Source organism: Sulfurivermis fontis (assembly GCF_004001245.1).
GTDB lineage: Bacteria > Pseudomonadota > Gammaproteobacteria > Thiohalomonadales > Thiohalomonadaceae > Sulfurivermis > Sulfurivermis fontis.
Map to the genome: position 1 here is coordinate 519877 of NZ_AP018724.1, position 23447 is coordinate 543323.

The 23447-nt window shown below is 62.0% G+C and carries 24 protein-coding genes, 1 pseudogene and 1 riboswitch; of the genes and pseudogenes, 6 read left to right on the forward strand and 19 right to left on the reverse strand.

Annotation, left to right across the window (positions count from 1 at the left end):
- Positions 1 to 18: 18 nt before the first annotated feature.
- The 7 genes from EP379_RS02715 to EP379_RS02745 are packed head-to-tail and all read right to left on the reverse strand — an operon-like array spanning position 19 to position 7218.
- Entirely contained in the window at positions 19 to 990 is a 972-nt protein-coding gene (locus tag EP379_RS02715; protein ID WP_127475594.1) for a class I SAM-dependent methyltransferase, read from the reverse strand.
- Between the two features lie 18 nt (positions 991 to 1008).
- Positions 1009 to 1935, reverse strand: coding sequence for a glycosyltransferase family 2 protein (locus EP379_RS02720; RefSeq protein WP_127475597.1), 927 nt, complete (start codon positions 1933 to 1935; stop codon positions 1009 to 1011).
- A 6-nt stretch (positions 1936 to 1941) separates the two neighbouring features.
- Positions 1942 to 2790, reverse strand: a complete 849-nt coding sequence (locus EP379_RS02725; RefSeq protein ID WP_127475600.1) for a glycosyltransferase family 17 protein — start codon at positions 2788 to 2790, stop codon at positions 1942 to 1944.
- A 4-nt stretch (positions 2791 to 2794) separates the two neighbouring features.
- Positions 2795 to 3754 (reverse strand): UDP-glucuronic acid decarboxylase family protein, encoded by a 960-nt coding sequence (locus tag EP379_RS02730; protein ID WP_127475602.1) that lies wholly within the window; start codon positions 3752 to 3754, stop codon positions 2795 to 2797.
- A gap of 3 nt (positions 3755 to 3757) precedes the next feature.
- Positions 3758 to 5107 (reverse strand): UDP-glucose dehydrogenase family protein, encoded by a 1350-nt coding sequence (locus tag EP379_RS02735; RefSeq protein ID WP_127475604.1) that lies wholly within the window; start codon positions 5105 to 5107, stop codon positions 3758 to 3760.
- A 15-nt stretch (positions 5108 to 5122) separates the two neighbouring features.
- Positions 5123 to 6148: a glycosyltransferase family 9 protein gene (locus EP379_RS02740; protein WP_127475606.1), complete on the reverse strand. Its 1026-nt coding sequence runs from the start codon at positions 6146 to 6148 to the stop codon at positions 5123 to 5125.
- Positions 6145 to 7218, reverse strand: coding sequence for a glycosyltransferase family 9 protein (locus EP379_RS02745; RefSeq protein WP_127475609.1), 1074 nt, complete (start codon positions 7216 to 7218; stop codon positions 6145 to 6147). The genes EP379_RS02740 and EP379_RS02745 overlap by 4 nt, the downstream gene beginning before the upstream one ends.
- Between EP379_RS02745 and EP379_RS02750 the strand changes: the two genes are divergently transcribed.
- Entirely contained in the window at positions 7208 to 7918 is a 711-nt protein-coding gene (locus EP379_RS02750) for a 3-deoxy-D-manno-octulosonic acid kinase (RefSeq protein WP_172600360.1), read from the forward strand. The genes EP379_RS02745 and EP379_RS02750 overlap by 11 nt on opposite strands.
- 148 nt (positions 7919 to 8066) lie before the next feature.
- Here EP379_RS02750 and EP379_RS02755 read toward each other — a convergent pair whose 3' ends face one another.
- From EP379_RS02755 to EP379_RS02780, 6 genes are all read right to left on the reverse strand, one after another.
- Complete coding sequence (locus EP379_RS02755) at positions 8067 to 9314, reverse strand: 3-deoxy-D-manno-octulosonic acid transferase (RefSeq protein WP_127475613.1); 1248 nt, start codon at positions 9312 to 9314, stop codon at positions 8067 to 8069.
- A gap of 5 nt (positions 9315 to 9319) precedes the next feature.
- Positions 9320 to 10243 (reverse strand): LpxL/LpxP family Kdo(2)-lipid IV(A) lauroyl/palmitoleoyl acyltransferase, encoded by a 924-nt coding sequence (lpxL, locus tag EP379_RS02760; RefSeq protein WP_127475615.1) that lies wholly within the window; start codon positions 10241 to 10243, stop codon positions 9320 to 9322.
- A 34-nt stretch (positions 10244 to 10277) separates the two neighbouring features.
- Positions 10278 to 10808: a hemerythrin domain-containing protein gene (locus EP379_RS02765; protein WP_127475617.1), complete on the reverse strand. Its 531-nt coding sequence runs from the start codon at positions 10806 to 10808 to the stop codon at positions 10278 to 10280.
- Between the two features lie 120 nt (positions 10809 to 10928).
- Positions 10929 to 11501 carry an isochorismatase family protein gene (locus EP379_RS02770; RefSeq protein WP_127475620.1) on the reverse strand — a complete coding sequence of 191 codons (573 nt, stop codon included), beginning with the start codon at positions 11499 to 11501 and terminating at the stop codon, positions 10929 to 10931.
- Positions 11501 to 12811, reverse strand: a complete 1311-nt coding sequence (locus EP379_RS02775) for a TolC family outer membrane protein (protein WP_127475622.1) — start codon at positions 12809 to 12811, stop codon at positions 11501 to 11503. The genes EP379_RS02770 and EP379_RS02775 overlap by 1 nt, the downstream gene beginning before the upstream one ends.
- Positions 12812 to 12877: 66 nt before the next feature.
- Positions 12878 to 13531, reverse strand: coding sequence for a protein-L-isoaspartate O-methyltransferase family protein (locus tag EP379_RS02780; RefSeq protein WP_127478810.1), 654 nt, complete (start codon positions 13529 to 13531; stop codon positions 12878 to 12880).
- A gap of 190 nt (positions 13532 to 13721) precedes the next feature.
- A riboswitch (TPP riboswitch) is annotated at positions 13722 to 13812 on the forward strand.
- A gap of 44 nt (positions 13813 to 13856) precedes the next feature.
- Here EP379_RS02780 and thiC point away from each other — a divergent pair.
- Positions 13857 to 15712: pseudogene (thiC, locus tag EP379_RS02785) on the forward strand (phosphomethylpyrimidine synthase ThiC).
- A 298-nt stretch (positions 15713 to 16010) separates the two neighbouring features.
- Here thiC and EP379_RS02790 read toward each other — a convergent pair.
- The 4 genes from EP379_RS02790 to EP379_RS02805 all read right to left on the reverse strand — a co-directional run bounded on the left by EP379_RS02790 (position 16011) and on the right by EP379_RS02805 (position 18952).
- On the reverse strand, positions 16011 to 16412 hold the full coding sequence (locus tag EP379_RS02790; RefSeq protein ID WP_127475624.1) for a hypothetical protein: 402 nt from the start codon (positions 16410 to 16412) through the stop codon (positions 16011 to 16013).
- Between the two features lie 63 nt (positions 16413 to 16475).
- A complete protein-coding gene (locus EP379_RS02795) occupies positions 16476 to 17648 on the reverse strand; it encodes an MFS transporter (protein ID WP_127475626.1) in 1173 nt (390 codons plus the stop codon).
- A gap of 118 nt (positions 17649 to 17766) precedes the next feature.
- Positions 17767 to 18432 carry an FAD-binding oxidoreductase gene (locus EP379_RS02800; protein WP_127475629.1) on the reverse strand — a complete coding sequence of 222 codons (666 nt, stop codon included), beginning with the start codon at positions 18430 to 18432 and terminating at the stop codon, positions 17767 to 17769.
- Positions 18433 to 18442: 10 nt separating this feature from the next.
- Positions 18443 to 18952 (reverse strand): hypothetical protein, encoded by a 510-nt coding sequence (locus EP379_RS02805; RefSeq protein ID WP_127475632.1) that lies wholly within the window; start codon positions 18950 to 18952, stop codon positions 18443 to 18445.
- A gap of 145 nt (positions 18953 to 19097) precedes the next feature.
- Between EP379_RS02805 and rsuA the strand changes: the two genes are divergently transcribed.
- Positions 19098 to 19790: a 16S rRNA pseudouridine(516) synthase RsuA gene (gene rsuA / locus EP379_RS02810; protein WP_127478811.1), complete on the forward strand. Its 693-nt coding sequence runs from the start codon at positions 19098 to 19100 to the stop codon at positions 19788 to 19790.
- Positions 19787 to 20812 (forward strand): methyltransferase, encoded by a 1026-nt coding sequence (locus EP379_RS02815; protein WP_127475635.1) that lies wholly within the window; start codon positions 19787 to 19789, stop codon positions 20810 to 20812. The genes rsuA and EP379_RS02815 overlap by 4 nt, the downstream gene beginning before the upstream one ends.
- An 84-nt stretch (positions 20813 to 20896) precedes the next feature.
- Here EP379_RS02815 and cspE read toward each other — a convergent pair whose 3' ends face one another.
- Positions 20897 to 21100 carry a transcription antiterminator/RNA stability regulator CspE gene (cspE, locus tag EP379_RS02820; protein WP_127475637.1) on the reverse strand — a complete coding sequence of 68 codons (204 nt, stop codon included), beginning with the start codon at positions 21098 to 21100 and terminating at the stop codon, positions 20897 to 20899.
- Positions 21101 to 21733: 633 nt separating this feature from the next.
- On the opposite strand from cspE, the gene EP379_RS02825 reads away from it, so the two are divergent.
- Positions 21734 to 21997, forward strand: coding sequence for an RNA recognition motif domain-containing protein (locus tag EP379_RS02825; protein ID WP_127475640.1), 264 nt, complete (start codon positions 21734 to 21736; stop codon positions 21995 to 21997).
- Positions 21998 to 22003: 6 nt separating this feature from the next.
- Here EP379_RS02825 and EP379_RS02830 read toward each other — a convergent pair whose 3' ends face one another.
- Entirely contained in the window at positions 22004 to 22387 is a 384-nt protein-coding gene (locus tag EP379_RS02830; RefSeq protein WP_127475643.1) for a hypothetical protein, read from the reverse strand.
- Positions 22388 to 22426: 39 nt separating this feature from the next.
- Between EP379_RS02830 and EP379_RS02835 the strand changes: the two genes are divergently transcribed.
- Positions 22427 to 23323: a hypothetical protein gene (locus EP379_RS02835; protein WP_127475645.1), complete on the forward strand. Its 897-nt coding sequence runs from the start codon at positions 22427 to 22429 to the stop codon at positions 23321 to 23323.
- The last annotated feature ends 124 nt before the right edge of the window (positions 23324 to 23447 follow it).

The window sequence follows — 23447 nt, forward strand, 5'->3', positions numbered from 1 at the left end:
CGAATACAGTCCCGTAATTTAATACCGTGACGGCACTGCACGCAAATAAAATACGGCCTGGTCGCCTCGGCCTTCGCTATTCAATCGATGTGCTTGTTCTGTAAAGGCTTGTATTTCTTGTTTTGAGAAAATGTTCCGCTCATTCTTGTCGGCAGTTAATGGGATGTCGCGGGCATACAGTTCACTTCCGATAAATTGGAATTTTGAAGAGTCGTAATCAACGTTATCGACTTCCAGCCCACTCTCCATTGCCAGCAGCCCGATGCTACGTCGGCTGTGTAAATAGAGATGGCGGGGTGCGTCCAATTGAACCCAATTTTCTCGGTAACGTTCCCATGCATAGGAGTCGACGAGCGGAATACGCAACAAGATAGTGCCCCCCGGGGCGAGTAATCGTGCTACAGCCTGTAGGGCGCCTAGGGGATTCGGCATATGTTCGAAGGAGTGGTGCAGCATGATTAGATCGTACGAAAGTCCAGCCTCCGTATGCTCCTCGATTGTACGCTTGAAAATGCGTACACCGCTGCCGTACATGTGGTCGGCCGAAACGAAAGGATCTATGCCATGCAAATGGCGAAATCCGCCCAATGCCATACGCAACAATAGGCGCCCCTGACCACAGCCAATGTCCAGAATGCGTGCGTCTTTGTTGATGCCTGCACGTTGTATCCAAGGTGCGTATTCCAATGGCTTGCTGATAACGTTGAAGATGCGGCCGAGAAAGTCGCGTCCGGTCAGCAGGTAGTTGACCCGATGGAAATCGACCCAACGACGGATGGGCGCTCGCTCAAAGCGCGCCATGCTTTTGTATGAATAGTAGTCTGTAGGGTAATAGTCGCCCAAATGCTCAGGGATCGTTTCGATTTGCAGGCAGCCGCATTGGGGACACTGAAAATAGCGAAACGAATGACGTGTCCCCAACATCATCTCGCGGACGTCGTAGAAGTCAAAATCGGTAGTGTTGCGACAAACGCGACAGATTGGCTGCATGGAGAGGTGCCTGCTTGTTCAGCTTGTCGGATACCGGCGATTCACAGGGCGGTAAGTCAATTTACGCGTCAGGGCGCTGCCCAGCGCAAAGTAATACTTCCAGTCGAGAATCATCCAGCGAGTGAGTACCGATAGCATGGTGACGGCAAGATGGTCAGGCCAAAGCCTAGTGGGCAGGTGTCGCCAAGTGAACAGAAATTTGTTTCGCATCGATACCAGTCGGCGCTTGGTGTTGCTTCGATATGTGCCGATGGTAGAGCTTATCTGATGATATATGCGGCATTCCGGCTTATATATGAGCTGATACCCTGACTTCATGGCTCGCTGTGCGAGATCGGCGTCTTCCCAGTAAAATGGAGAGTAGATTTCGTCGAAACCGCCGAGTCCTACTGCTTTCTCACGATCGCAGACGAAACAGCACCCCAACAAAACAAATTGGTGGTTGATCTCCGGCAGGAAGTCGTTGGGGTTTGGCTCAATTTTCTGGTTGAATCGTAGAAAACCACGGCGGTAGTACAGAAGTGAAGTCCGCTCTGTGTTGATTATGGCGGAAAAATCGGATCGATAATTCAGAATATCACCCTTCAGCGCAAATACTGCGGGATATGAAAATTCAGGAATCGCTTGTGCAAAGTAGTTGTCAGTGAAGGTGACATCGGTGTTGGCTACACAGAGTAACTGCTTCTTCGCAGCGAAAATACCCTTATTACAGGTGGATGAGAATCCCTGATTAATTGAATTTTGCAGTATGATGATGTCAGGGTATTGGCTGCGCAGGAAGTTCACGCTGTCATCACTGGAACAGTCATCGATAACAAGTATCTCGAAATCTTCAATCCCTGCAACGCGAAGTGATTGGTATATAGTCGGTAGATTCCTCTCAAGTAAGTGACGCCCATTGAAATTGGGCAATATTACGCTGACAGATTTGGGGAAAGTGGACATCAATACTCAGCCTAGTTGGCGGAAAAGATGCTCAAATCGGGAACGATTCGCAAGGACGTAAGCGGGGAACCGTTCGTCTGGCTCGACAAAGGTGTACGTGTATTCACGTCCAAATAGATCCAGGCCGGCATTAATGGCCAGATCGAGATTGCCGGGAACAAGCAAGTGTGAAAAATCGTATTTTTGTTCCTTCGAATGAGCAAACGAACGGAGTTTGTCTAGGACCATGGACGTGCCGCCTAGATAGGTAAAATGCCACCCACCGTCGGCGATTTGTGTTACAGCAGCACCTGGATTGTCACGGCGTTTGCGAAACTCCTTTGTATTGGAGAAATCACAGAATGGCGCCATGACGCTGCCACGCCAATAGTGGTAGCCGCCAACGTTAAGCTCACATGGTGTAACTGGCCCGGATGTGGCGACACAATTTATGAAGTAACTACAAAATAACTGCTGAAAGACCTTTGTTCCCGGGGTGTCGCGGTATTCGAGCACCTTGGAGGCACGGGGGATTTCATCAAGGTCGGAGTAGATGATGACATCACCCGGCTCAGCTCCAGCAAGCCCGCGGATGATCTGGTTCTTCTGGTGATTGTCGTAGTCCATCGGACGGGGTACACGGAACCGCCGGAAGAATCCCGGATAGTCGTCCACTACGATGTGAATGATTTTGTGCCAGAACGCCTTGAACCGCTCTTTGTTTTCTGCGTAATAAAGCGGCTTTGGCTTCTTTTGAAAGGTGCGTGTGGCCTCGACGAGAACGAAGTGATCGACGACTGGATCGAGTTCATGCAACCGAATCTCTAGGAGATCCAGTTCGTTGAAGAACGCGAAGCAGTCGTAGACCTTGGGCATGGCGTCAGATCAATCCTTGCTCAATCAGCGATGCGAAATAGGAGATGGTGGGTTTGAGGCCCTCCTCCAGCTTGATCTTTGGTTCCCAGCCCAGCTTTTCTTTTGCCAGCTGGATGTCGGGTTGGCGCTGCCTTGGATCGTCGTGTGGCAGAGGTTTGTGGATGATTTTGGATTTGGAGCCGGTCATGGCGATAATCTTCTCTGCCAGTTCCATAATGGTGAATTCCACAGGGTTACCTGTGTTGACAGGACCAGTGAAGTCGTCTGGGGTGCCCATCAGTCGAACGAACGCCTCAATCAAGTCATCCACATAGCAAAAAGAACGGGTTTGCTGCCCCTCTCCGTAAACAGTGATGTCGTGGCCCTTCAGTGCCTGGACGATGAAATTCGATACCACCCGCCCATCATTGGGATGCATCTTGGGCCCATAGGTATTGAAAATGCGTGCTACCTTGATGCGGAGTTTGTGCTGTCGGTGATAATCAAAGAACAGCGTTTCGGCACAGCGCTTGCCCTCGTCGTAGCAAGAGCGGAACCCTATCGGGTTCACATGTCCCCAGTAGCTCTCCGGTTGCGGATGTACTTCTGGATCGCCGTATACCTCGCTGGTGGAGGCCTGCATGATCTTGGCCTTGCAGCGGCGGGCTAATCCAAGCATGTTTAGTGCGCCCAAGACGCTGGTTTTGGTCGTCTGGACCGGGTCGGCCTGGTAATGGGGAGGCGAGGCCGGGCAGGCGAGATTATAGATCTCATCGACTTCCGTGTAGAGCGGCTGCGTCACGTCGTGGCGCAGGATCTCGAAGTGGGGATTGTCCAGCAAGTGCAGGACGTTGTCACGGGTGCCGGTGAAGAAGTTGTCCAGGCAGATGACGTCGTGGCCGTCGTTGAGCAGCCGTTCGCACAGGTGTGAGCCGAGAAAGCCGGCGCCGCCGGTGACCAGGATGCGCTTGCGCAGTGCGTACATGTCCTAGCCCCCAACCTTGCCGCGGCCGATGCCGAAGTATTCAAACCCTAGATCTTTCAGTTCCGATGGATCGTACTGGTTACGGCCGTCGAAGATAATTGGGGCTGTTAGGGTCTTCTTGATGCGGTCGAAGTCCGGGTTGCGGAACGGCTTCCATTCGGTCACCAGAACCATGGCATCGGCGCCGTCCAGCGCGTCGTACTGGTGTTCGAAGAAGCGGACGCGGCCATCGTCGAGCCAGCCCTGTTTCATTTCGCGGGTGGCGGTTTCGATGGCCACCGGGTCGTGGGCGCGGATGGTGGCGCCGGCGGTGATCAGCTGCTCGATCAGCACCAGCGATGGGGCCTCGCGCATGTCGTCGGTGTCGGGCTTGAAGGCCAGGCCCCACAGGGCGAAGGTCTTGCCACTGAGATCAGTGCCGAAGCGGGCAAAGATCTTTTCGGCCAGGCGGTGTTTCTGTCGGTCGTTGCGTCGCTCGACCGCATCCAGTACCCAGGCATCCAGCCCATTTTCCTGCGCCATGCGCAGCAGCGCCTTGACGTCCTTGGGGAAGCAGGAGCCGCCGTAGCCGCAGCCGGGATAGATGAAGTGGTAGCCGATGCGGCGGTCGGAGCCGATGCCGAGGCGCACCTGCTCCACGTCCACGTCGAGCCGCTCGCACAGGGCGGCGATTTCGTTCATGAATGATATTTTGGTGGCCAGCATGGCATTGGCGGTGTACTTGGTCATCTCCGCCTCGCGCACGCCCATGGCGATGATCACCTCATGGTTGCGCATGAAGGGAGCGTACAGATCATGCATAATCTTGGCAGCTTTTTCACTGTCTGTGCCAATCACTACGCGATCAGGACGCATGAAGTCGTCGATGGCGGCACCTTCCTTGAGGAACTCTGGATTGCTGACAACATCGAACCTGATGTCATTTCCGCGCTTGTCGAGTTCGGCCTGAACGGTTGCCCGGACCTTATCTGCTGTACCAACCGGCACAGTGGATTTATCGACAACAATATTGTAACTACTGACCATCACCTTGCCGAGGTCGCGGGCGACGGCGAGGACATACTTGAGATCGGCAGAACCATCTTCACCTGGAGGGGTGCCTACGGCGATGAAGAAAATATTGGCGTGTTGCGCCGCCTCGGCGAGCGATGTCGTGAAATGTAGGCGGCCTTCCTTGAAGTTCTTGTCCACCATGTCATCCAAGCCTGGCTCGTAGATGGGTAAAACGCCATGCTTGAGGCCTTCAATCTTGTCGGCATCAATATCGACGCAGGTAACGTTATGTCCCATTTCTGCAAAGCAAGTCCCAGTGACTAGACCAACATACCCGGTGCCGATGACGGCAATATTCATAGCTTTCATAGGTTCTTACGTCACTTCGTTGACAAATGGAATCTGGTTCAGGGCGCTGCACATTGCAGCAAATACTTCGTCGACGGTCGGAGCGGTACCATCGGGATGGTATATGCACTTGTGTATGCCGTAGCGCGGCTCATAGCCAAAGGTTGTTGTCGGAAACAGCAACGTGCCGACGGTCGGCGTATCAGTGGCAATGGCCAGGTTGCGGATGCCGGTGTCGTTGCTGACTACAAGATGAGCGTTGGTGATCAGTGCATTGGTCTTCTCACCGCCCTGCATGAACTGAAAATTCGGCCGTAGTCCAATACGGTCACGGATGATGTCGCATTTCTCCATTTCCCACTGAGCGATGCCGCCGAGCAAAATATGGGTAAACTCGCCGAGCGTGTTAGTGGCTCTGGCGATTAAATCGGCATAACGGTCTACCGGCCAGCATTTGTATTCTGCTGACGCAGTCGGAAAATAGACGATATATGGTGCGGCGACGACAGGCGGCAGGGAAGGGAACGAAAAGTCAAGTGGTGTGACAAAATCCATTCCTAACACGTGCAGTTGCTCGAGAAATGTTTCGGCTTCAAATCGATAATGCGAGCGGGGAATGGCTACGTCATATAGGTAGCGGTGCCAGAGACGATGTATGAAACCAATCTTCAGACCGGCAGGATTGAGTCGGCTAATCCAGAAAGAGCGAGTGGTAGCTGAGATATCAAATAGAATATCTTGGTAACCAAGAGACTTGTAACTCTTCTTGATTTCACCAACAGACGTCTTGCGATCATTGCCAATTGCAACGTGTACCCGGTCGACCAAATCTTCGGGGATACCTCGCATGTAGTTGGAAACCACGCTGACCGTTAGTTTCGCGTTAGGAAAGTAGTTGCGCAGGGTTGTAAACATGGGGCGGGTCAGCACCATGTCCCCGAGGGCGCCATGCTTGATGACCGCAATGTTTTTAACGCTGTCGAAGTCGAGTTCTGCGGCCCGAGCTGCTGCCTGTTTTCCTACCCAGCTATTGGGGGTGGTCCAGAGTTTCATTGCAGTTTGTTGCAGCCTATTGCTTGTTCAAGCTTGCCGATCACATCTTGTGGTTTGATTAGTGTCATGGCGTTGTCATTCCTGACTCGGGTACCCCAAGGCAGCTGGGCGGGAAGTTTACCATAGTGGGCCTGTACCGCCTCGTTGTACCGATTCACAGTCCATGCTGCGCTGAGGTAGGGGCGGGCGCGGTCCGGGTCGGTACAGGCGTAGAGACCGATGACCGGGGTGCCGACGGCGGTGGCCAGGTGGGCGGGGCCGGCGTCGGGAGAGAGCAGGACTGTGGCGCGGGACAGCAGCGCCAGCAGCTGTTTCAGGCTGGTTTGGCCGATGACGTTGATCGCTCGATAGTGCATGTGCCGCTCGATGGCTGTGCCGTAATCGCGCTCCAGGGCACTGGGACCACCGCTCAGCACGACGCGCATGCCGTGCTGCTCTACAGCGTAGTCTGCCACGGCGGCATAACCCTCCGCCGTCCAGTTGCGGTACGCCATGCTGGAGCAGGGGCTGATGATCAAGGTGGGTTGGTCACCGGGCAGCAACGCCTCGGCGTAGCTGCGTGCCGCCTCCGGGATCGGGATGTCCCAGCGCAACACCCGGTTTGTGGCACCCAGTGCATCGCTGAAGCCGTACAGGCTGTCCAGCACGTGTTCGCGCTCACGCGGGGCTATTTGGGCGTTGGTGAACAGCCATTGCCCGTCCTTGGCCCGGGCACGATCGAAGCCGAGCTTGATGGGGGCGTCTACCAGCAGGCTGATCAGGCTGGCGCGCAGGGCCATTTGCATGTGCAGCAGGACGTCGAAGCGGCGGCCACGCAGTTGGCGGCGGACGTCCAGGTAGGCGCGCCATCCCCGCTTTTTGTCAAAGATGATAAAGTCGATGCCCGGAATGTCGCCCACCAGGGCGTGTTCGGTCTTGCCGATGATCCAGGTGAGGCGCGTGTCGGGCCAGCGGGCCTGCAGGGTGCGTACCGTCGGCAGGGTATGGCTGATGTCGCCGATGGCGGACAGGCGCAGGATACAGAGGCTCTCCGGCGGCGATGTGAGCGGTAGAGAAGGCATGCGACCCATTCAGACCCAAAGCGGAAAAAACCACATCCTATATGATGCGGAATTGCCGATCCATGCGGAGCCGGCGTTGTTCGAACCGGCGGCGTGGCGACGGCGCGGCCAGTTGTTGGGTACCGCGCGTGGTCGTGGCGAGACGGCCTTTGTGGGGGACGGCACCCATGAATACGTTTTGCGTCACTATCGTCGCGGCGGTTTGCCCGGCCGGCTGGTGCGCGACAGCTACCTGTGGACGGGACTGGAACGGACGCGTGCCTGGCGCGAGTGGTATCTGACGGCCGAATTGTACCAGCGTGGTCTGCCGGTGCCACGACCGGTGGCGGCGCGGGTGGAGCGTGAGGGGTTGTTCTATCGTGCCGACCTCATGACCCTGCGCATTCCGCAGGCGCGTTCACTGGCTCAGGCCGTGGCTGCCGCGGCATTGCCGGCTGACCGCTGGCAGGCCATCGGCGCCTGTATCCGCCGTTTCCATGAGGTCGGCGTGCATCACGCGGATCTCAATGCCCACAATATTCTGCTTGCCGGGGACGACATTTATCTCATCGATTTCGATCGCGGCCGCCTGCGTTCACCCGGGACCTGGGAACAGGGTAATCTGGCTCGGCTGTTGCGCTCGCTGCGCAAGCTGTATAACGAAAGTCTGGATATCGCCTTCAGCGACGCCGACTGGCAGGCGCTGTTGGCGGGGTATGGCGCAAGCTGAACGTCCAACACCAAAAGCCTTCAACGCAGAGACGCGCAAAAACGCAAGAGCGCATCGTATTCGCGATTCCGGCGTGGCGAGGCTCACCTGTTGCGAATACGATACGCCCCTGCGCTAGTCATGGCCGGGGTACGCGGTTAACGCCGGCTCAGGCCTCGCACCACTCCTCCAGCGCCACGGCATAGCGCTGCGCCATGTCGCGGCGCCGTTCCACCAATTGTTGCGCGGCGGCACCCAGTGCGGCACGGCGTTCCGGCTGTGCCAGCAGGGCGCTGAATACCTGTCCCAGCGCGTCTGCATCCTGCACCTGCACGGCGCCGTCATGCTCCAGCAGCAGTCTGGCTTCATCGGCAAAATTCTCCATATGCGGCCCAAATACCAGGGCCTTGCCGAGGCGGGCTGCCTCCAGGACATTCTGCCCACCCCTGGGGACCAGTGAGCCCCCCATGAACACCAGTTCCGCTCCGGCCATGAAGCCGGTCAATTCACCAAAGGTGTCGGCGATGTAAACGCGGGTGGCGGGAAGAATGGTCTGAGCCCGGCTGCGGACGGCGATCTGTCCGGGGGGCAGAGCGAGGTCGCGCAGTATTTCCGGTAGCCGCTGCGGATGGCGCGGCACGATGACCAGTAAATGATTTTCCGGTGCGGCCTGTCGCCAGGCGCGCCATACCAAGGTCTCCTCGCCGTCCCGGGTTGAGGCGGCCAGCACATAGGGGCGTGGCAAGGGAATATTGGTAGCTGTTTTCTGCGTCTCGGCACTGAATTTGATATTGCCGATCACCCGCACCCGTTCTGCCGGTGCGCCGAGTGCGATGAAGCCTGCTTTGTCCGCTTCGGAACGGGCCAGGATTGCCGTGACACTGCCGAGGGCGCTGCGGTATAGCCGACACAGCCAGCGTGGCGCGTTGCGCGTGCGCAGTGACAGGCGGCCGTTGACGATGATCAAGGGCAGCCGACGTGCGGCGCAGGCGGCGAACAGATTGGGCCACAGTTCGGTTTCCATGATCAGGGCGCAGCGCGGGCGGTAGTGGTCGAGGAAACGTCCCACCGCCCCGCTCCAGTCCAGCGGCAGAAAGGCATGTGACACACCGGCGGGCAGCAGGCGCATAGCGAGTCGCGCGCTGCTGAGCGTCGTGGTGGTGATCAGGAGTGCTTGCTCGGGGTGGCGGTTGCGCAGGGCATCGATCAGGGGCAAGGCGGCATTCAGTTCACCCACCGAGGCGGCATGCAGCCATAGCGGTGATGCTTCCATCGGGTTGCCGCGGTAATGGCCACAGCGCTCGCGCAGATAACGCCAGGATCGTTCCCGCAACGCCTGCCACAGGGTATAGCCGAGCAACAGCGGCGTCAGCAGGTTGAACAACAGGCGGTAGCGGGTGAGGGCGGGGCTGGTCATGGTGCTCAGTGGTACACGCTCTGTTCACCGCCCGGGCGGGTTTTGAAACGGCGGTGAATCCACAGATATTGTTCCGGCATGTCGCGTATCTGCTGTTCGAGCAGTGTATTGGTACGGCTGGCATCCTGTATGTCATCCCCGCTGGGGAATCCCTGCAAGGGCGGCAGCAGGGTGATGCGATAGCCACGCAGCCCAGGCAGTCGCTGCGAGACAAAGGGAATGACAGGGGCGCCGGTAAGTCGCGCCAGGCGCGCGGTGGTGGTCAGTGTCGCGGTGGGCACACCGAAGAAGGGAGCGAACACCGAGCGCTCACGACCGAAGTCCTGGTCCGGGGCGTACCACACGGTCTTGCCGGACTTGACGTTGCGCACGATGGTGCGCATGTCGGTACTTTCCAGCAGGTCGTCGAACAGTTTTTTGCGCATGCGCACCATCACCGCTTCATAGAGTGGATTGTGGGCACGCTTGTAGATGGGCTGCAGACCATCGACATGGCAGGCCAGAAAGCGTCCGCTGATCTCCAGGGTCGTGTAGTGACTGCCGAGCAGGATCACGCCATGTCCCGCGGCACGGGCGGCAAGCAGGTGCTCCAGTCCTTCCACCTGGTGCAGGCGGCGCATGCGTGCCGCGCTTCCCCACCAGGACAGGGCATTTTCGAACACCGCCATACCGGAGGAGCGGAAGGTGGCGCGCACGAGCTTTTCCCGGGCCCGTTCCTCCCGTTCCGGGAAACACAGGCGCAGATTGATGCGTGCGATGCGACGGCGGGAGGGAAGCAACAGGTACATCAGCAGGCCCAGGCCATGACCGAGCAACAGCAATGCCGGATAAGGCAGCAGTACGCTTATGCGCAACAGCCCCAGTCCAAGCCAGGTCGGCCAGTGGCGTGGGGCAAGGAAACGAGAGAGAGGGGGCGAGGCGTCGTTCATGGTCACTGCCGGGATTATGCCACGGCAGGGTGTGTTACAGCGGTGCGGGCTGACCGCGGCGTTCGGCCATCTGCTTGCCCAGTTTTTTCAGTTCGTCGCTACTCAGGATATGACGTGCCAGCTCCAGCAGTTCCTCGTTTTCCCGTGCGACGTGGGTGCGGTGGAGGGATGCGAACTCATCCACCAGGGTGGCAAAGGCGTCGAGATCCGCGATGCGGGAAGGCGTCGCCAGCAACGGGCTCAATTGTTGCCACAGGTGGTCCATGCGTGCGTGATCCTGGCGCAGGCGATGCACCAGGTCGGCCAGCTTGAGTGACTGGCGTGCGAGGCGCGGAAACAGATCCTGTTCTTCATCTTGGTGGTGGTGGCGGCCGGCGGTGCTGAAATAGTGGTGGATCTTGCCGGCCGCGCTGCGGGCATCAGCATCCGCGCCGTGGTCACGCAGGTGTCCGACCAGCCGTTCCAGCGTGGCGCAGTGCTGCAGGATGCGTTCATGGCAGGCGCGCAGCAGCCCCAGCGGGTTGCTGAAATCCGGTGCGGCTTCGGGGAAAGGGGACGGGTTCATGGTGTTGCGAATCTCAACGCAGGATGTAGAACAGTACAAGGGAATGAACGCGCTGCGCTCGTACTGATTTTGATTTCAAACTACCGTGCGCACGGTGCACATCTCGATCTTGTATCTGGTTTATTTGATCAATGCGGTAATGGCCTTGAACTGCGGGTGCGCGGCGTCGCGCAGCCATTCGAACACCACCGATTCGGTGTTGGTGACGATGGCCCCGGCCTGGCGCAGGCGCGCCATGGCGTTCTGTCGGTTGGCTTCGTCGCGCGAACTGACGGCATCTTCCACCACGAACACCTGGTAACCACGGCCGAGCAGTTCCATGGCCGTCTGCAACACGCATACATGGGCCTCCATGCCGGCCAGGATCACCTGATGGCGGCCCCGATGGGCGTCGAGGGCGGCATTGAAGCCGGCGGCGCCGCTGGAGGCGAAGCAGGTCTTGCACACCACGTCGAGTTGCGCGGGGAAGTGCTGCGCGACATCGTCTTCGGTGTTGCCCAGGCCCTTGGGGTACTGCTCGGTGGCGATGACCGGCAGTTCGAGCAGGCGTGCCGCCTGCAGGAGGATAGCGGTGTTTTTCACCACGCGCTCGCGCACTTCCGGCGGCATGGCCGCCGCCAGGCGCACCTGTACGTCGATGACGACGAGCTGGCTGGTTTCCGCCGCGCAAAGCAGTGCCGTGGTCGTACCCATCACTGCAGCCAGCTGTTGATGTATTCGAGGTCGGCGTCGCTGAGGATGCCGGCCGCCTGTTTCAGGCGCAGGGTGGACAGGGCGTAGTCGTAGCGGGCACGGGCGTAGTCGCGCTGGGCGCGGAACAGTTCGCGCTGCGAGTTGAGCACCTCCACGGCGGTGCGCGTGCCCACCTCGAAGCCGGCCTGTGTAGCCTGCAGGGCGGTCTTGGCGGAGGACAGCGCCTGGCGGCGGGCCTGCACGGTGCTGATGCCGGCGGTGACACCGAGATAGGCGTCGCGGGTCTGGCGCACAGTGGCGCGGCGGGTCTGTTCCAGCCCTTCCTGTGCCTGGGTATAGAGATGGGCCGCCTGGCGTGTGCTGGCGCTCACCCCGCCACCGGCGTACAGCGGCAGATTGAGCTGTAACCCGATGATGTTGCTGTTGTACTCGCTGCCGGACAGGTCGGACTCACTGGTGTCGGACCAGTTGTGGCTGGCCACGATATCCAGGGTCGGGTAGTGGCCGGCCTCGCGGCGCTTCATTTCCTCGCGTGCCACATGGGTCGCCGCCTCGGCCGCCAGCAGTTGCAGGTTCTGCTGCAGGGCGGTTTCCTCCCACTTATCGATACTGGCCGGGTCCGGACTCTGCAACGGGATTTCACCCGCCAGCGGCGCCAGCGCCGTGTGGTCGCGGCCGGTGATCTCGCGCAGCACTTCGCGGGCATTTTCCAGCTGGTTCTGCGCCACGATCTCCTGCGCCACGGCGGCATCGTAGCCGGCCTGCGCCTCATGCACGTCGGTGATGGCGGACAGACCGACCTCGAAGCGCTGCTGGGTCTGGCGCAACTGCTGGGCGATGGCGGTCTTTTCCGCCTGGGCAAAGCGCAGGTTGTCCTCGGCGGAGAGCAGATTGAAATAGGCTTCGGCGACGCGGACGATGAGGGCCTGCTTGGCCGCGCCGTACTGGGCGTCGGCCTGGGCAATGCCGGCATCCGCCTGACGCAATTGCACGTAGTACTCGTGGTGGTACAGCGCCTGGCGCAGGCTGAGCGAATAGCTGGAGGAGTTGTATTCGTTGTCGGGGTAGGCCGGCGTGTCGTACTCGAAGGCGTTGCGCTGGGTCTGCGCAGTGAAATTGATACTGGGCAGCAGGGCGGCGCGGCTCAGCGGGCGGGCCTCCAGGGCGGCGCGGTGGCCGGCTTCGGCGGCACGCAACTGCGGATCACTTTCCTGGGCCAGGCGATAGACATCGCGCAGGTCTTCACCCTGGGCGGCAGCGGCACCGGCCAGCAGGGCCAGGGCGAGCACTCTTGCTACGGAATTGGACATGGTATCCCTCATGACGGGGTGTATAAGGAAACGCTAATAATGCGGTTGCGGCCGTACCGGATCAAGTCACAACACGAACCGCGGCGGTCGTGGTGCGTTCTGCAGCGGGGGCAGCTCGGTTTCGAACAGGCTTTCGCGGGTCCAATGATTTTCACCGACGCGGGTGATCAGCAGGGCCTCCATGGCCGGCGCCTCCCCTACCACCACAAACAGCCGGCCGCCGATATTCAGTTCCTGCTGCAGCGCCTGCGGCAGTTCCGGCAGCGAGCCGGTGACGGCAATGACATCATAGCTGCCGCGGCGCGGCCAGCCCGCCGCGGCGTCACCTTCGTCGACGGTGACGTTGGTCAGACCGCGTGCCGCAAGGCGTTGTTCCGCTGCCTGCTTCAGTTGCGGCACGATCTCCACGCTGTACACATGGCGCGCCAGTTGTGCCAGCAGGGCGGTGACGTAGCCGCTGCCGGTGCCGATCTCCAGCACACTTTCATCCGGTTGTACCGCGAGGGCCTGCAGCAGGCGTGCCTCCAAACGCGGCGGCATCATCACTTGGCCGTGGCCGAGGGGCAGGGCGATGTCGGTGAAGGCCAGGTTGCGGTACGGCGGCGGCACGAAGTCCTCGCGCGGCGTGCGCATGATCAGGTCGAGCACCTGGTCATCCACCACCTCCCACGGACGGATCTGCTGTGCGATCATGTTGTGGCGGGCCTGTTCCAGATTCATGTCGACCATGCTGATTCCTCGGGGTTTTTCTTGTGGGAGTAGCGACTGACCGATTGGTCAGCCGGAGGTTACGCCTTTCCTGTATCGTGAACAAGCGGCGCGGCATCAAGTAACATCACGTTTTATAGCGAATATTTCAAGCAAGGCAAAGACTTACCTTGCAACTCGGGCACCGATCCGATATGTTTGCAGCTACTGCTAGGGGTGCCCGTGAGGGCTGAGACAGACCCTTGGAACCTGATCCGGGTTGTGCCGGCGGAGGGAAGCGGTGCATCCGCGCTCTCTTCCTCCCGCTAGCGCCGCAACCCTCCGCGAGGATTTTTCGATGAGCGCCATCCCCCAGGAATTCCTGCAAGAAACCGCCCGCCTGTCCGAAGAGGTGACGCGCCCCTTCCCCAAGTCCAGCAAGATCCACGTGTCAGGTTCACGTCCGGACATCCAGGTGGGCATGCGCCGTATCGAGCAGGACGCCACCCAGACCCGGAACGGCACGGAAGAAAATCCGCCCATCTATGTCTATGACACCTCCGGCCCCTACACCGACCCCAAGGCACGCATCGACCTGACCCGCGGCCTGTCACCGTTGCGTGAAAAGTGGATCGAGGAGCGCGGTGACACCGAACTGCTCAGCGGCCCCACTTCGGAGTATGGGCGCACCCGCCAGCACGACCCGCAGCTGGCCAGCCTGCGCTTCGAGCACATCCGCACGCCGCGCCGCGCCAAGGCCGGTGCCAACGTCACGCAGATGCACTACGCGCGCAAGGGCATCATCACGCCGGAGATGGAATACATCGCCATCCGCGAGAACTGCATGCTGGAGGCGATGCGCGCCGACCCGCGCTACGAAAAGCTGCTACGCCAGCATCGCGGCAACGGTTACGGCGCCAATATCCCCGAGCTGATCACGCCAGAGTTCGTGCGCGCCGAAGTCGCCGCCGGCCGCGCCATCATCCCCGCCAACATCAACCACCCGGAACTGGAGCCGATGATCATCGGCCGCAACTTCCGCGTGAAGATCAACACCAACATCGGCAACTCGGCGGTGACCTCGAGCATCGCCGAAGAGGTGGAGAAGCTGGTGTGGTCCTGCCGCTGGGGCGGCGACACCCTGATGGATCTGTCCACCGGCAAGAACATCCACGAAACGCGCGAATGGATCCTGCGCAACTCGCCGGTGCCCATCGGCACCGTGCCCATCTACCAGGCCCTGGAGAAGGTCAACGGCAAGGCCGAGGAATTGACCTGGGATATCTTCCGCGACACGCTGATCGAACAGGCCGAGCAGGGCGTCGACTACTTCACCATCCACGCCGGCGTACTGCTGCGCTACGTGCCGCTCACCGCCAATCGCGTCACCGGCATCGTCTCGCGCGGCGGCTCGATCCTGGCCAAGTGGTGCCTGGCGCACCATCAGGAAAATTTCCTCTACACCCACTTCGACGACATCTGCGAGATCATGAAGGCCTACGACGTGGCCTTCTCCCTCGGCGACGGCCTGCGTCCCGGCTCGCTGATGGATGCCAACGATGCCGCGCAGTTCGCCGAGCTGGAAACCCTGGGCGAGCTGACCAAGCGCGCCTGGGAACACGACTGCCAGGTGATGATCGAAGGCCCCGGCCATGTGCCGATGCAGATGATCGAAGAGAACGTCACCAAGGAACTGGCCGACTGCTTCGAGGCACCGTTCTACACCCTCGGCCCCTGGTCACCGATATCGCCGCCGGCTACGACCACTTCGCCTCCGGCATCGGCGCCGCGCAGATCGGCTGGTACGGCACGGCGATGTTGTGCTACGTCACGCCCAAGGAACACCTCGGCCTGCCCGACAAGGAAGACGTGCGCGAAGGCATCATCGCCTACCGCATCGCCGCTCACGCCGCCGACCTGGCCAAGGGTTTCCCCGGCGCGCAGGTGCCGGACAACGCCATGTCCAAGGCGCGCTTCGAATTCCGCTGGCACGACCAGTTTGCCCTCGCCCTCGACCCGGATCGGGCGCGCGAATTCCACGACGCCACCCTGCCGCACGAATCGCACAAGGTGGCGCACTTCTGCTCCATGTGCGGCCCGCAGTTCTGCTCGATGAAGATCTCGCAGGAAGTGCGCGACTATGCCGCACAGGGGATGGAAGAGAAGGCGGTGGAATTCGTCAAGGGCGGGGCGGAGGTTTATCGCAAGGTGTAAGTCCGCCACTACCTGCGATATCACTCAGCGCCCTTCCCATCCTGTGGACAGGGCGCTTTTGTTTTGCGGAGTTCAGAGGCGGGATGCGTTGGCGCAGGGCAATGCGACGGCGGTGACTTCGGTACCGCTCGTGGTCACTCGACGTAACCACGACCGGGGAAATCGCAGAGCTAAGGAAGCTCTGAATAAGTTCAAAGCTTCCGCGGCTCAGGGATGTGGTTTTGTCCACGGATGGACTTATTCAGACCTTCCCTGATGTGAGAAACATGCGCCACAGCAGGATGGCGCATGCGGTGAATTATTCGTCGCCACCCTCATCCTCGTCATCGTCGGCATCGTCGACGAAGATCTCTTCGTCGTAGTCGTCACCACCGAAATCGGTGGCCACGGCGGCGGTCTTGGCGGTGGCGGGGCGTCCCTTTTCAGGGATGTTGACAACCTTGGCGCCGCGCGGGGTGAAGCCGTTGCGGGCCTTGCGGTAGGCGTTCTTCAGCTCGGTTTCCAGTTCCTTTTCCGAGGCCTTCAGCTCGCGCAGCTTGGGTTCGACGATGGCACGCTTGTATTCGAGGATCTCGCCGCGCTGCAGGTTGAACACGTAGACGGTGGTGGGGTCGCCGGTGTTGAGGCGGCTATCCATGGCCACGGGGGAGCTGCGCTCGCCGGCCTCGAGGTAGCCGTACCACAGGGTGTTGTCGGACATTTGATCTCTCGCGCTGGATTCGGAATGTGAATGTCGCGCATTTTCGGCAAAGCCGCAGCGCTGTCAATAGGGCCGGGAGGTCATTTTTCGTCCCTGCCGCAGGGCCAGGGGCAGGAACAGCAGGACGCAGAGGATTTCCAGGCCGCCGACGATGAGGAAGGCCGGCGGGTAGGCGCCGAACAGGCCCACCAGGGCGCCGCCGCTCAGGGGGCCGAGGACGAAGCCGAGGGAGCCGGCGAAGTTGAAGCCGCTCATGGCCAGGGCCTTGTGTTCCGGGCGCGACAGCTCGGTCACCAGCACCAGCGAGGGGGCGTACATCAGCGAGGCCGTGACACCGCCGGCGAACATCAGCCAGGGGATGTGGCTGCCGTCGACGTAGCCGATGGCGGCGAGGGTGAGGCCGTAGGCGGCGCTGCCGGCCAGCATCATCCACAGCGGGTTCCAGCGCCGCGACAGCAGCCCGGCAGGCCAGGTGAGCAGGGAGAAGGGCAGCAGGAACAGGGCCATCACCAGGCCGATGCGGCCGGCGTCCAGGCCGATGACCGTGGCCAGGTACAGCGACAGGGTGGAGACGATGAAGCCGACGGTGAGACGGTCGACGAAGGCGAAGGCGTAGGGCAGCAGCAGGCCGCGATTCTCCGGCAGGGCGCGCAACAGGGCGCGCAGGCCGCCGTGGTCATGCTGTGCGGCGTGTTCGCGCAGGGCGAGGGCGGCGAAAGGGGTGAGCAGGGCAAGCAGGACGAAGCCGTAGGTGAGCACTGCCTCACCACCGCCGTGGCGACCGATGAGTCCCCCCAGCGGCGCGCCGCTGGCGACGCCCAGGCTGATGGCCGCGCCGATCAGCCCCATCACGGCGCCGCTGTCGCGTTCGCGCACCTGATCCGCCGCCAGCGCCATCAGCAGGCTGAGGGCGGTGATGTGGGCGCAGCCCTCGAGGAAGCGCCACAGCAGGTACACGCCGTAGCTCCAGTCCTGCAGCAGCATCAGCAGGGAGAAGGCGTTCAGTGCCAGCGCGGCGACGATGATCACCTTGCGCCGCCGCCACAGGTCCGACAACAGCCCGGCCAGCGGCACGAACAGCAGGGCCCCCACCATGTTGGCGGACATGAACAGGTGTTGCTCGAAATCCGTGAGGTGCGGATAGCGCCCGCCGGTGAGCTCGCGCAGCACCGGCACCATGCCGGTGACCGGCAGCATCAGGAGGTAGAGGCAGAGGGCGATGGGGGCCAGGGACATGACGGCAGTGGCGTGTATTGGGTGCCGCCACCATAGCACGTCCCTCGCGCCTTCCGGCTGATCCAGCTCAAGGCACCCCCTATGTAGGTCGGACTCCAGTCCGACCTACATAGGGCGGTCATTTCTCGAAGATCAGCCCGTCCGGCACGGCACCCAGTTCGATGAGGGCGGCGTTGACGGAGTTGACGAAGGGCGGTGGGCCGCAGACGTAGAAGCGCTGGCTGAAGTCGTCGATGGTGCTGCGCAGGAAGTCGAAGTCGATGCGGCCGCCGCGGCAGTTGCAGTCGGTGGCGCGGCTGCACAGCAACTGGCTTTGCTCGCCCAGGTAGCCGTGCAGTTCCTGGCCGCAGATGATGTCGGCGGGGCTCTTGTTGCTGAAGATGAGACGGTGGCCCGCCAGTTTTTCCTCGGCGGCGAGCTGGCGCAGGATGGCCATGAACGGGGTGATGCCGGCGCCGGCGGCGATGAAGGTGCCCGGCCCCTGGTAGCGGATGGCACCGAAGGGCTGGCTCATCAGCAGCCGGCTGCCGGGGCGCAGCCGGTGCAACTGTGCGGTGACGCCGTGATGCTCGGGGTAGCCCTTGATGGTGAACTCCAGCACGCCGTCGCCGGGCAGCGAGGTGGGGGTGAAGGGGCGGCCCTGATCGCGCCACTCCGGCGTGTCGATGGCCAGTTCCACACCCTGGCCGGGGACGAAGTCGAATCCCGTGGGGCGGCTGACGATGAGGCGCCGCACGTCGTGGGTGACGAATTCGTTGAGCAGCAGGTCGACCTGGTAGTCCATGACGTCCTCCCTACAGACCGAAGGCCTCCACGCTCCAGCTGGCGCCGCCGGGCACCGCCTCGGGGTAGTGATGGAGGATGTAGTCCTCCACCGCTTTCACCTTTTCCGCCGGCACGTCGATCATCAGCAGGATCTCGCCGTGGGCCAGGGCCGCGCGGAACTCGTTCAGGTGTACGTGGGGCACATAGGTGGTGAACAGGAAGCCGCCGAGGAAGGTCAGCGCCATCACCGCCAGGCTTGCAACCGCCCAGCCGGTGGCGCCTTCCACCAGGGCGGCGATGAACACCAGCAGGGCGAGGCCGAACAGCAGCAGATTGCCGTTCCACAGCCAGGACTCCAGGCGGCCGGCGAGGTCGGATTGCTGCTGCGCCGTCGGGCGGGGCAGGCGGGCGAGACGGCCGGCGCGCTGGGCGAGGGCGTGGATGTGGCGGGCATCCACCCCGGTGCCGTCGGCCAGGGTGTCCACCGCGTGGCGGGCGTGTACCGGATCGGGGAACAGGAAGTAGAGTCGGCGTTTCATGGGGGGCCTCCCGGCGTAGGGCGCCTGTTGGCGGTGTGTACCTAAAGCTATAGAAATGTTGAGCCGATTTATCAAGTTTTGCCGGTGGTAGAATGCCGCCACTTTGGTCCGGGGGTGGAACAACGGCGTGAAAACAGAAGGCAGCATGCGGCTGGACCGCTACGTCAGCCAGGCGGCCGGGGTGTCGCGGGCGGCGGTGCGCGCGCTGCTGCGGCGCGGTGCCGTGAGCGTGGACGGCAGGGTGGTCAAGGCGGCCGACCTGCAGGTGCCGGCCGGCAGCCGGGTCGAACTGGAGGGCCAGCCGCTGGCCCTGCCCGGTCCGCGCTATTTCATGCTCCACAAGCCGGCCGGGGTGGTGTGCTCCACCAGCGACGGCGAGCATGCCACGGTGCTCAGTCTGCTGGCGGAGCCGCGCCGCGAACTGCTGCACCCGGTGGGGCGGCTGGACATCGATACCACCGGCCTGGTGCTGCTCACCGACGATGGCGCCTGGTCCCATGGCATCACCAGCCCGCGTCGCCACCGCGACAAGGTCTACCGCGCCACCCTGGCCGAGCCGCTGGCGGCGGATGCCGCGGCGCGCCTTGCCGCCGGCCTGCTGCTCAAGGGCGAGGAGAAACCCACCCTGCCGGCGCAACTGGACATCCTGTCCCCCACCGAGGCGCGCATCACCCTGCACGAGGGGCGCTACCACCAGGTCAAGCGCATGTTCGCCGCCCTGGGCAATCGCGTGATCGCGCTGCACCGCGAGGCCATCGGCGCGGTGGTGCTCGACCCGTCCCTCGCGCCGGGGCAGTACCGCGCCTTGCGCGCCGACGAGGTGGCGGCCCTGCGATGAGTCACGACGGCGCCCTGGCCCTGCTGTTTCCATTTCTCCGCGCGCAAAGCGCGCCGGCACTGTGGGTGCTCGACGAGCACGGCGGCGGTCCCGGCATGCCGTCGCCCAACCGCGCGGTGACCGTGCTGTCCAACCGCATCGACGTGACGGAGGAGATGCAGGCCGCCGGCTGGGTCGTGCAGTTTTCCGACTTCGATTTCGCCCCCTGGCCGGCGGGCAGCCTCGATGCGATCTTCTTTCGTGTCGCCAAGGAAAAGCCGGTGGTGCACCACGTCATCAACGCGGCGGCCGAGCGGCTTGCGCCGGGCGGCCGCCTGCTGCTCAGCGGCGGCAAGCAGCAGGGCATCAAGACCTATGCGCGGCACGCCGCGGAGCGTCTCGGCGGAGCGCTCGATTTCAGGAAGATGGGCAATGAATATCTGGCGGTGATCCGGTGTGGCGACCAGCGCGGTGCGGCCCTGGATGAGCGCGACTATGCGACGCTGCGTCCGGTGATCAGCGACGGTGCGCTGAGCTACCTCAGCAAGCCGGGCCTGTACGGTTGGGACAAGGTGGATGCCGGCAGCGCCCTGCTGGTGGCGCATCTGCCGGAGTGCGCGCCGCAGCAGGTGCTGGACCTGGGTTGCGGCTATGGCTATCTGTCGGTGCAGGCCTGGCACCGGCTGCAACCGCCGCGCATTGTCGCCACGGACAACAATGCCGCCGCGCTGCTCGCCTGCCGCGCCAACTTCGCGGCGCAGGGTATCGTTGGCGAGGTGATCGGCGCCGATTGCGGCGCGGGCGTCGACGGGCTGTTCGATCTGGTGCTGTGCAATCCGCCCTTCCATCAGGGCTTCGGCGTCGAGCGCGATCTCACCGAACGCTTTGTCGCCAGTGCGCGCCGCCATACTTCCGCGCAGGGGCAGGCACTGTTCGTCAGCAATGCCTTCCTGCCGCTGGAACAGGTGGCGCGGCGGCATTATGCGCAGGTCACCACCCTGGCCAACGACGGCCGCTTCCGGGTGACGCAGATGTTGCCGTAACAGCGGGCAGGCTTATCTTTCCCCTGAAACGAAGAACCCCGCCAGGGGCGGGGTTCTTCGGTCAGAACGTGAAACGGTTCTGGCTTACTGGGCGACGACGTTGCTCGCCTGCGGACCCTTGGGGCCGTTCTGCAGGTCGAAGGTCACCTTCTGGCCTTCGGCCAGGGTCTTGAAGCCGGAGCCCTGGATGGCGGAGAAGTGGACGAAAACGTCCGCACCGCCGTTGTCCTGGGTGATGAAGCCAAAACCCTTAGCCTCGTTGAACCATTTCACAGTACCGGTAGCCATTACTTAATACCTCAAAAACAATTAATTAGGGTGGTGCGTGCAGTTCATGAGAGGGGGTGTTCGGGAGGTATCACGGAGGAGTGACGACCTAAACTACCACTGCCATCATCTGCAGCTGTCGGGCACTATACCCCCTTCCTTCGCCGAACGCCAAGGAATTCTTGAGGCAAGTTTAGGGAAACCGGCGGGCCGATGTGTTAGCCTGTCGCCACCGTTTGCGCGGCACAATTTCAAGGGAAGGTCTGAATAAGTCCATCCTGGACTTCTCAGGTCGCTCCCGCCCCTCCCTGGGCTGCGCGACATAAGTCCATCCGTGGACAAAACCACGCCAAGCGAAAAGTGTGATTTTCGCTTGGCTTCATTTTTCAACGACTTATCGTCGTTGAAAAATGGCGGCACATCCCTGTGCCGCGGAAGCTCTGAACTTTTTCAGAGCTTCCCAAGGCGGTGCCCGTGTAGCCGTCCACCACCTGTCCGTGCCGGTCCTCGTCACCGCAGGTACCACCATCAACGACAAACCATTCGGGGATGCCGGTCTCTCCGGTAGGGCCCCGCCGCGACATTCCCCTGTCCCGGACTTGGCACAGCCGTGATGGCACGGTTGTGCGCACCACTATCAAGCTGGAGGTTTTCATGAAAACGATGTTTGTCGGCAATCTGGCCCCGGAAACGCGCGAAGATGACGTGCGCGAGCTGTTTGCGCAGTTCGGCACCGTGCGCGGCGTGAAGATCGCCATGGACGTGTTCAGCGGCAATTGCCGCGGTCATGCCCTGGTGGACATGGAGGGGCACGAGACCCGTGCCGCCATCGCCGCTCTCAATGGCACCCAGTACAAGGGCAAGGCGCTCAAGGTGGTCGAGGAGCAGCCGCGCAAGGGTCGCGGCGGCCGCCGTTAAAGTACGCTAACCGGCGTTTCCCTCCGGAGGCGCCGTTTCCTCCTCCTTCCCGCCCAATGCCGCCAGCACCCGGTGGCGTGCCTGGGCCAGTGCCGTGCGGGCCTGGCGCAGTTTTTCCTCCGAGCCATCCTGCCGCTCCAGCCAGTGCAGGCTGCTGCGGTGGTAATCCTCGAACACACGCCGCGCCGCCGCGAGATCGGGCGGCGGGGGCTCGGCCGCGACCGGCGCGACCTCGCCTTCCAGCCGTGTCACGAGGGTGGAGCGTGGCACCATGCGCTGTGCCCCGTTGTCCAGGCTGCGCGCCAGCAGCGGGTTGATCTTCTCGTAGGTCGAGCCCTGCCAGAGAAAGCGCTGGCCGGGGCGAAGCTGGTGAAATTTGGCTTCCATCATGGGTGCCTGGAGTATCCTGTCGCGGTGGAGGATGCCGTCATGGAGAAAACAGCAGTCAAGCTCATGCTCACCCTGGCCGTCGGCGCCCTGCTGGCGTTGGCGGCCAGCGGCGCGCTCGACCGTGCCGGATTCGAGTATACCGAGCGCAGCTTCAAGCGGGCACTGGTGACCTTTGCCGTGGCGCGTGGGCTCAACGCGGTGATTTCGGTGGCGCAGGGTACGGAGATCGCGGTGGAGCCGGCCGGGGTCGGCGTGAACTTCGCGCCGGGCCAGGTGCTCGATCCGGTCAACGACCTGGTCGAGCAGTTCTCCTGGGTGATGCTGGCCAGCGCCACCGCCCTCGGCCTGCAGCGCCTGTTGCTGGAACTGTTTGCCACGACGGGCTTCACCGGGCTGCTGGTGATGGCGTGGGCGCTGGCCTTGCTGCTGTTGTGGTTGCCGCGCCTGGCCCCGCGGGCGCGGGTCTGGCTGCTGCGCCTCGGCCTCCTGCTGCTCGCGCTGCGTTTCGTCGTGCCCCTGCTGGCGCTGACCGGCGAGCTGTTTTACAGCGGCTTCCTGCACGAGCGCTACGCCGCCTCGACCGAGCGCATCGAGCAGGTGACGGGCACCATCCGCGAGATCAACGAAGGTGCCGAGCGGGAGGCCGCGGCGGCGGAGGTGGACCCGTCCCTGCTGGATCGGATGCGGCGGGCCTACCAGTCGGCCATGTCCGCATTGGATGTGGGCAGTTATCTGGATCGCTACGAGCAGGCGGCGGCGGATGTGAGCGAGCAGGTGGTCAATCTGATCGTGGTGTTTCTGGTGCAGACCGTGCTGCTGCCCTTGCTGTTTCTGTGGGGGTTGCTGCGCGGCATCGGCTGGCTCTGGCGTCTGCCCCTGCCGGTAGCGGACGGGCGTGCTTTACGCGCCGATGCAGGCGGTGCATCGGGACAATGAACTGCCAATTTTGGCGCAATGTGGCGGCTCGTCCGCCAAAAATGGCATAAATTGGGGTGCCCCAGTGAGTCGTCTCATGGGCATGTCGTGAGTAATTCTCTTTGTGTGGCAACGGCTTGGAACG

Excerpts from the sequence above, each read along its gene's own strand:
- EP379_RS02750 (WP_172600360.1), top strand. The coding sequence starts at position 7,208 with ATGCGACCCATTCAGACCCAAAGCGGAAAAAACCACATCCTATATGAT.
- lpxL (WP_127475615.1), bottom strand. The coding sequence starts at position 10,243 with ATGAACGACGCCTCGCCCCCTCTCTCTCGTTTCCTTGCCCCACGCCAC.
- EP379_RS02730 (WP_127475602.1), bottom strand. The coding sequence starts at position 3,754 with ATGTACGCACTGCGCAAGCGCATCCTGGTCACCGGCGGCGCCGGCTTT.
- cspE (WP_127475637.1), bottom strand. The coding sequence starts at position 21,100 with ATGGCTACCGGTACTGTGAAATGGTTCAACGAGGCTAAGGGTTTTGGC.
- EP379_RS02770 (WP_127475620.1), bottom strand. The coding sequence starts at position 11,501 with ATGGGTACGACCACGGCACTGCTTTGCGCGGCGGAAACCAGCCAGCTC.
- EP379_RS02725 (WP_127475600.1), bottom strand. The coding sequence starts at position 2,790 with ATGCCCAAGGTCTACGACTGCTTCGCGTTCTTCAACGAACTGGATCTC.
- EP379_RS02795 (WP_127475626.1), bottom strand. The coding sequence starts at position 17,648 with ATGTCCCTGGCCCCCATCGCCCTCTGCCTCTACCTCCTGATGCTGCCG.
- EP379_RS02740 (WP_127475606.1), bottom strand. The coding sequence starts at position 6,148 with ATGAAACTCTGGACCACCCCCAATAGCTGGGTAGGAAAACAGGCAGCA.
- EP379_RS02755 (WP_127475613.1), bottom strand. The coding sequence starts at position 9,314 with ATGACCAGCCCCGCCCTCACCCGCTACCGCCTGTTGTTCAACCTGCTG.
- EP379_RS02715 (WP_127475594.1), bottom strand. The coding sequence starts at position 990 with ATGCAGCCAATCTGTCGCGTTTGTCGCAACACTACCGATTTTGACTTC.
- EP379_RS02735 (WP_127475604.1), bottom strand. The coding sequence starts at position 5,107 with ATGAATATTGCCGTCATCGGCACCGGGTATGTTGGTCTAGTCACTGGG.
- rsuA (WP_127478811.1), top strand. The coding sequence starts at position 19,098 with ATGCGGCTGGACCGCTACGTCAGCCAGGCGGCCGGGGTGTCGCGGGCG.
- EP379_RS02835 (WP_127475645.1), top strand. The coding sequence starts at position 22,427 with ATGGAGAAAACAGCAGTCAAGCTCATGCTCACCCTGGCCGTCGGCGCC.
- EP379_RS02775 (WP_127475622.1), bottom strand. The coding sequence starts at position 12,811 with ATGTCCAATTCCGTAGCAAGAGTGCTCGCCCTGGCCCTGCTGGCCGGT.
- EP379_RS02800 (WP_127475629.1), bottom strand. The coding sequence starts at position 18,432 with ATGGACTACCAGGTCGACCTGCTGCTCAACGAATTCGTCACCCACGAC.
- EP379_RS02745 (WP_127475609.1), bottom strand. The coding sequence starts at position 7,218 with ATGGGTCGCATGCCTTCTCTACCGCTCACATCGCCGCCGGAGAGCCTC.
- EP379_RS02720 (WP_127475597.1), bottom strand. The coding sequence starts at position 1,935 with ATGTCCACTTTCCCCAAATCTGTCAGCGTAATATTGCCCAATTTCAAT.
- EP379_RS02805 (WP_127475632.1), bottom strand. The coding sequence starts at position 18,952 with ATGAAACGCCGACTCTACTTCCTGTTCCCCGATCCGGTACACGCCCGC.
- EP379_RS02765 (WP_127475617.1), bottom strand. The coding sequence starts at position 10,808 with ATGAACCCGTCCCCTTTCCCCGAAGCCGCACCGGATTTCAGCAACCCG.
- EP379_RS02825 (WP_127475640.1), top strand. The coding sequence starts at position 21,734 with ATGAAAACGATGTTTGTCGGCAATCTGGCCCCGGAAACGCGCGAAGAT.
- EP379_RS02830 (WP_127475643.1), bottom strand. The coding sequence starts at position 22,387 with ATGATGGAAGCCAAATTTCACCAGCTTCGCCCCGGCCAGCGCTTTCTC.
- EP379_RS02780 (WP_127478810.1), bottom strand. The coding sequence starts at position 13,531 with ATGAATCTGGAACAGGCCCGCCACAACATGATCGCACAGCAGATCCGT.
- EP379_RS02790 (WP_127475624.1), bottom strand. The coding sequence starts at position 16,412 with ATGTCCGACAACACCCTGTGGTACGGCTACCTCGAGGCCGGCGAGCGC.
- EP379_RS02815 (WP_127475635.1), top strand. The coding sequence starts at position 19,787 with ATGAGTCACGACGGCGCCCTGGCCCTGCTGTTTCCATTTCTCCGCGCG.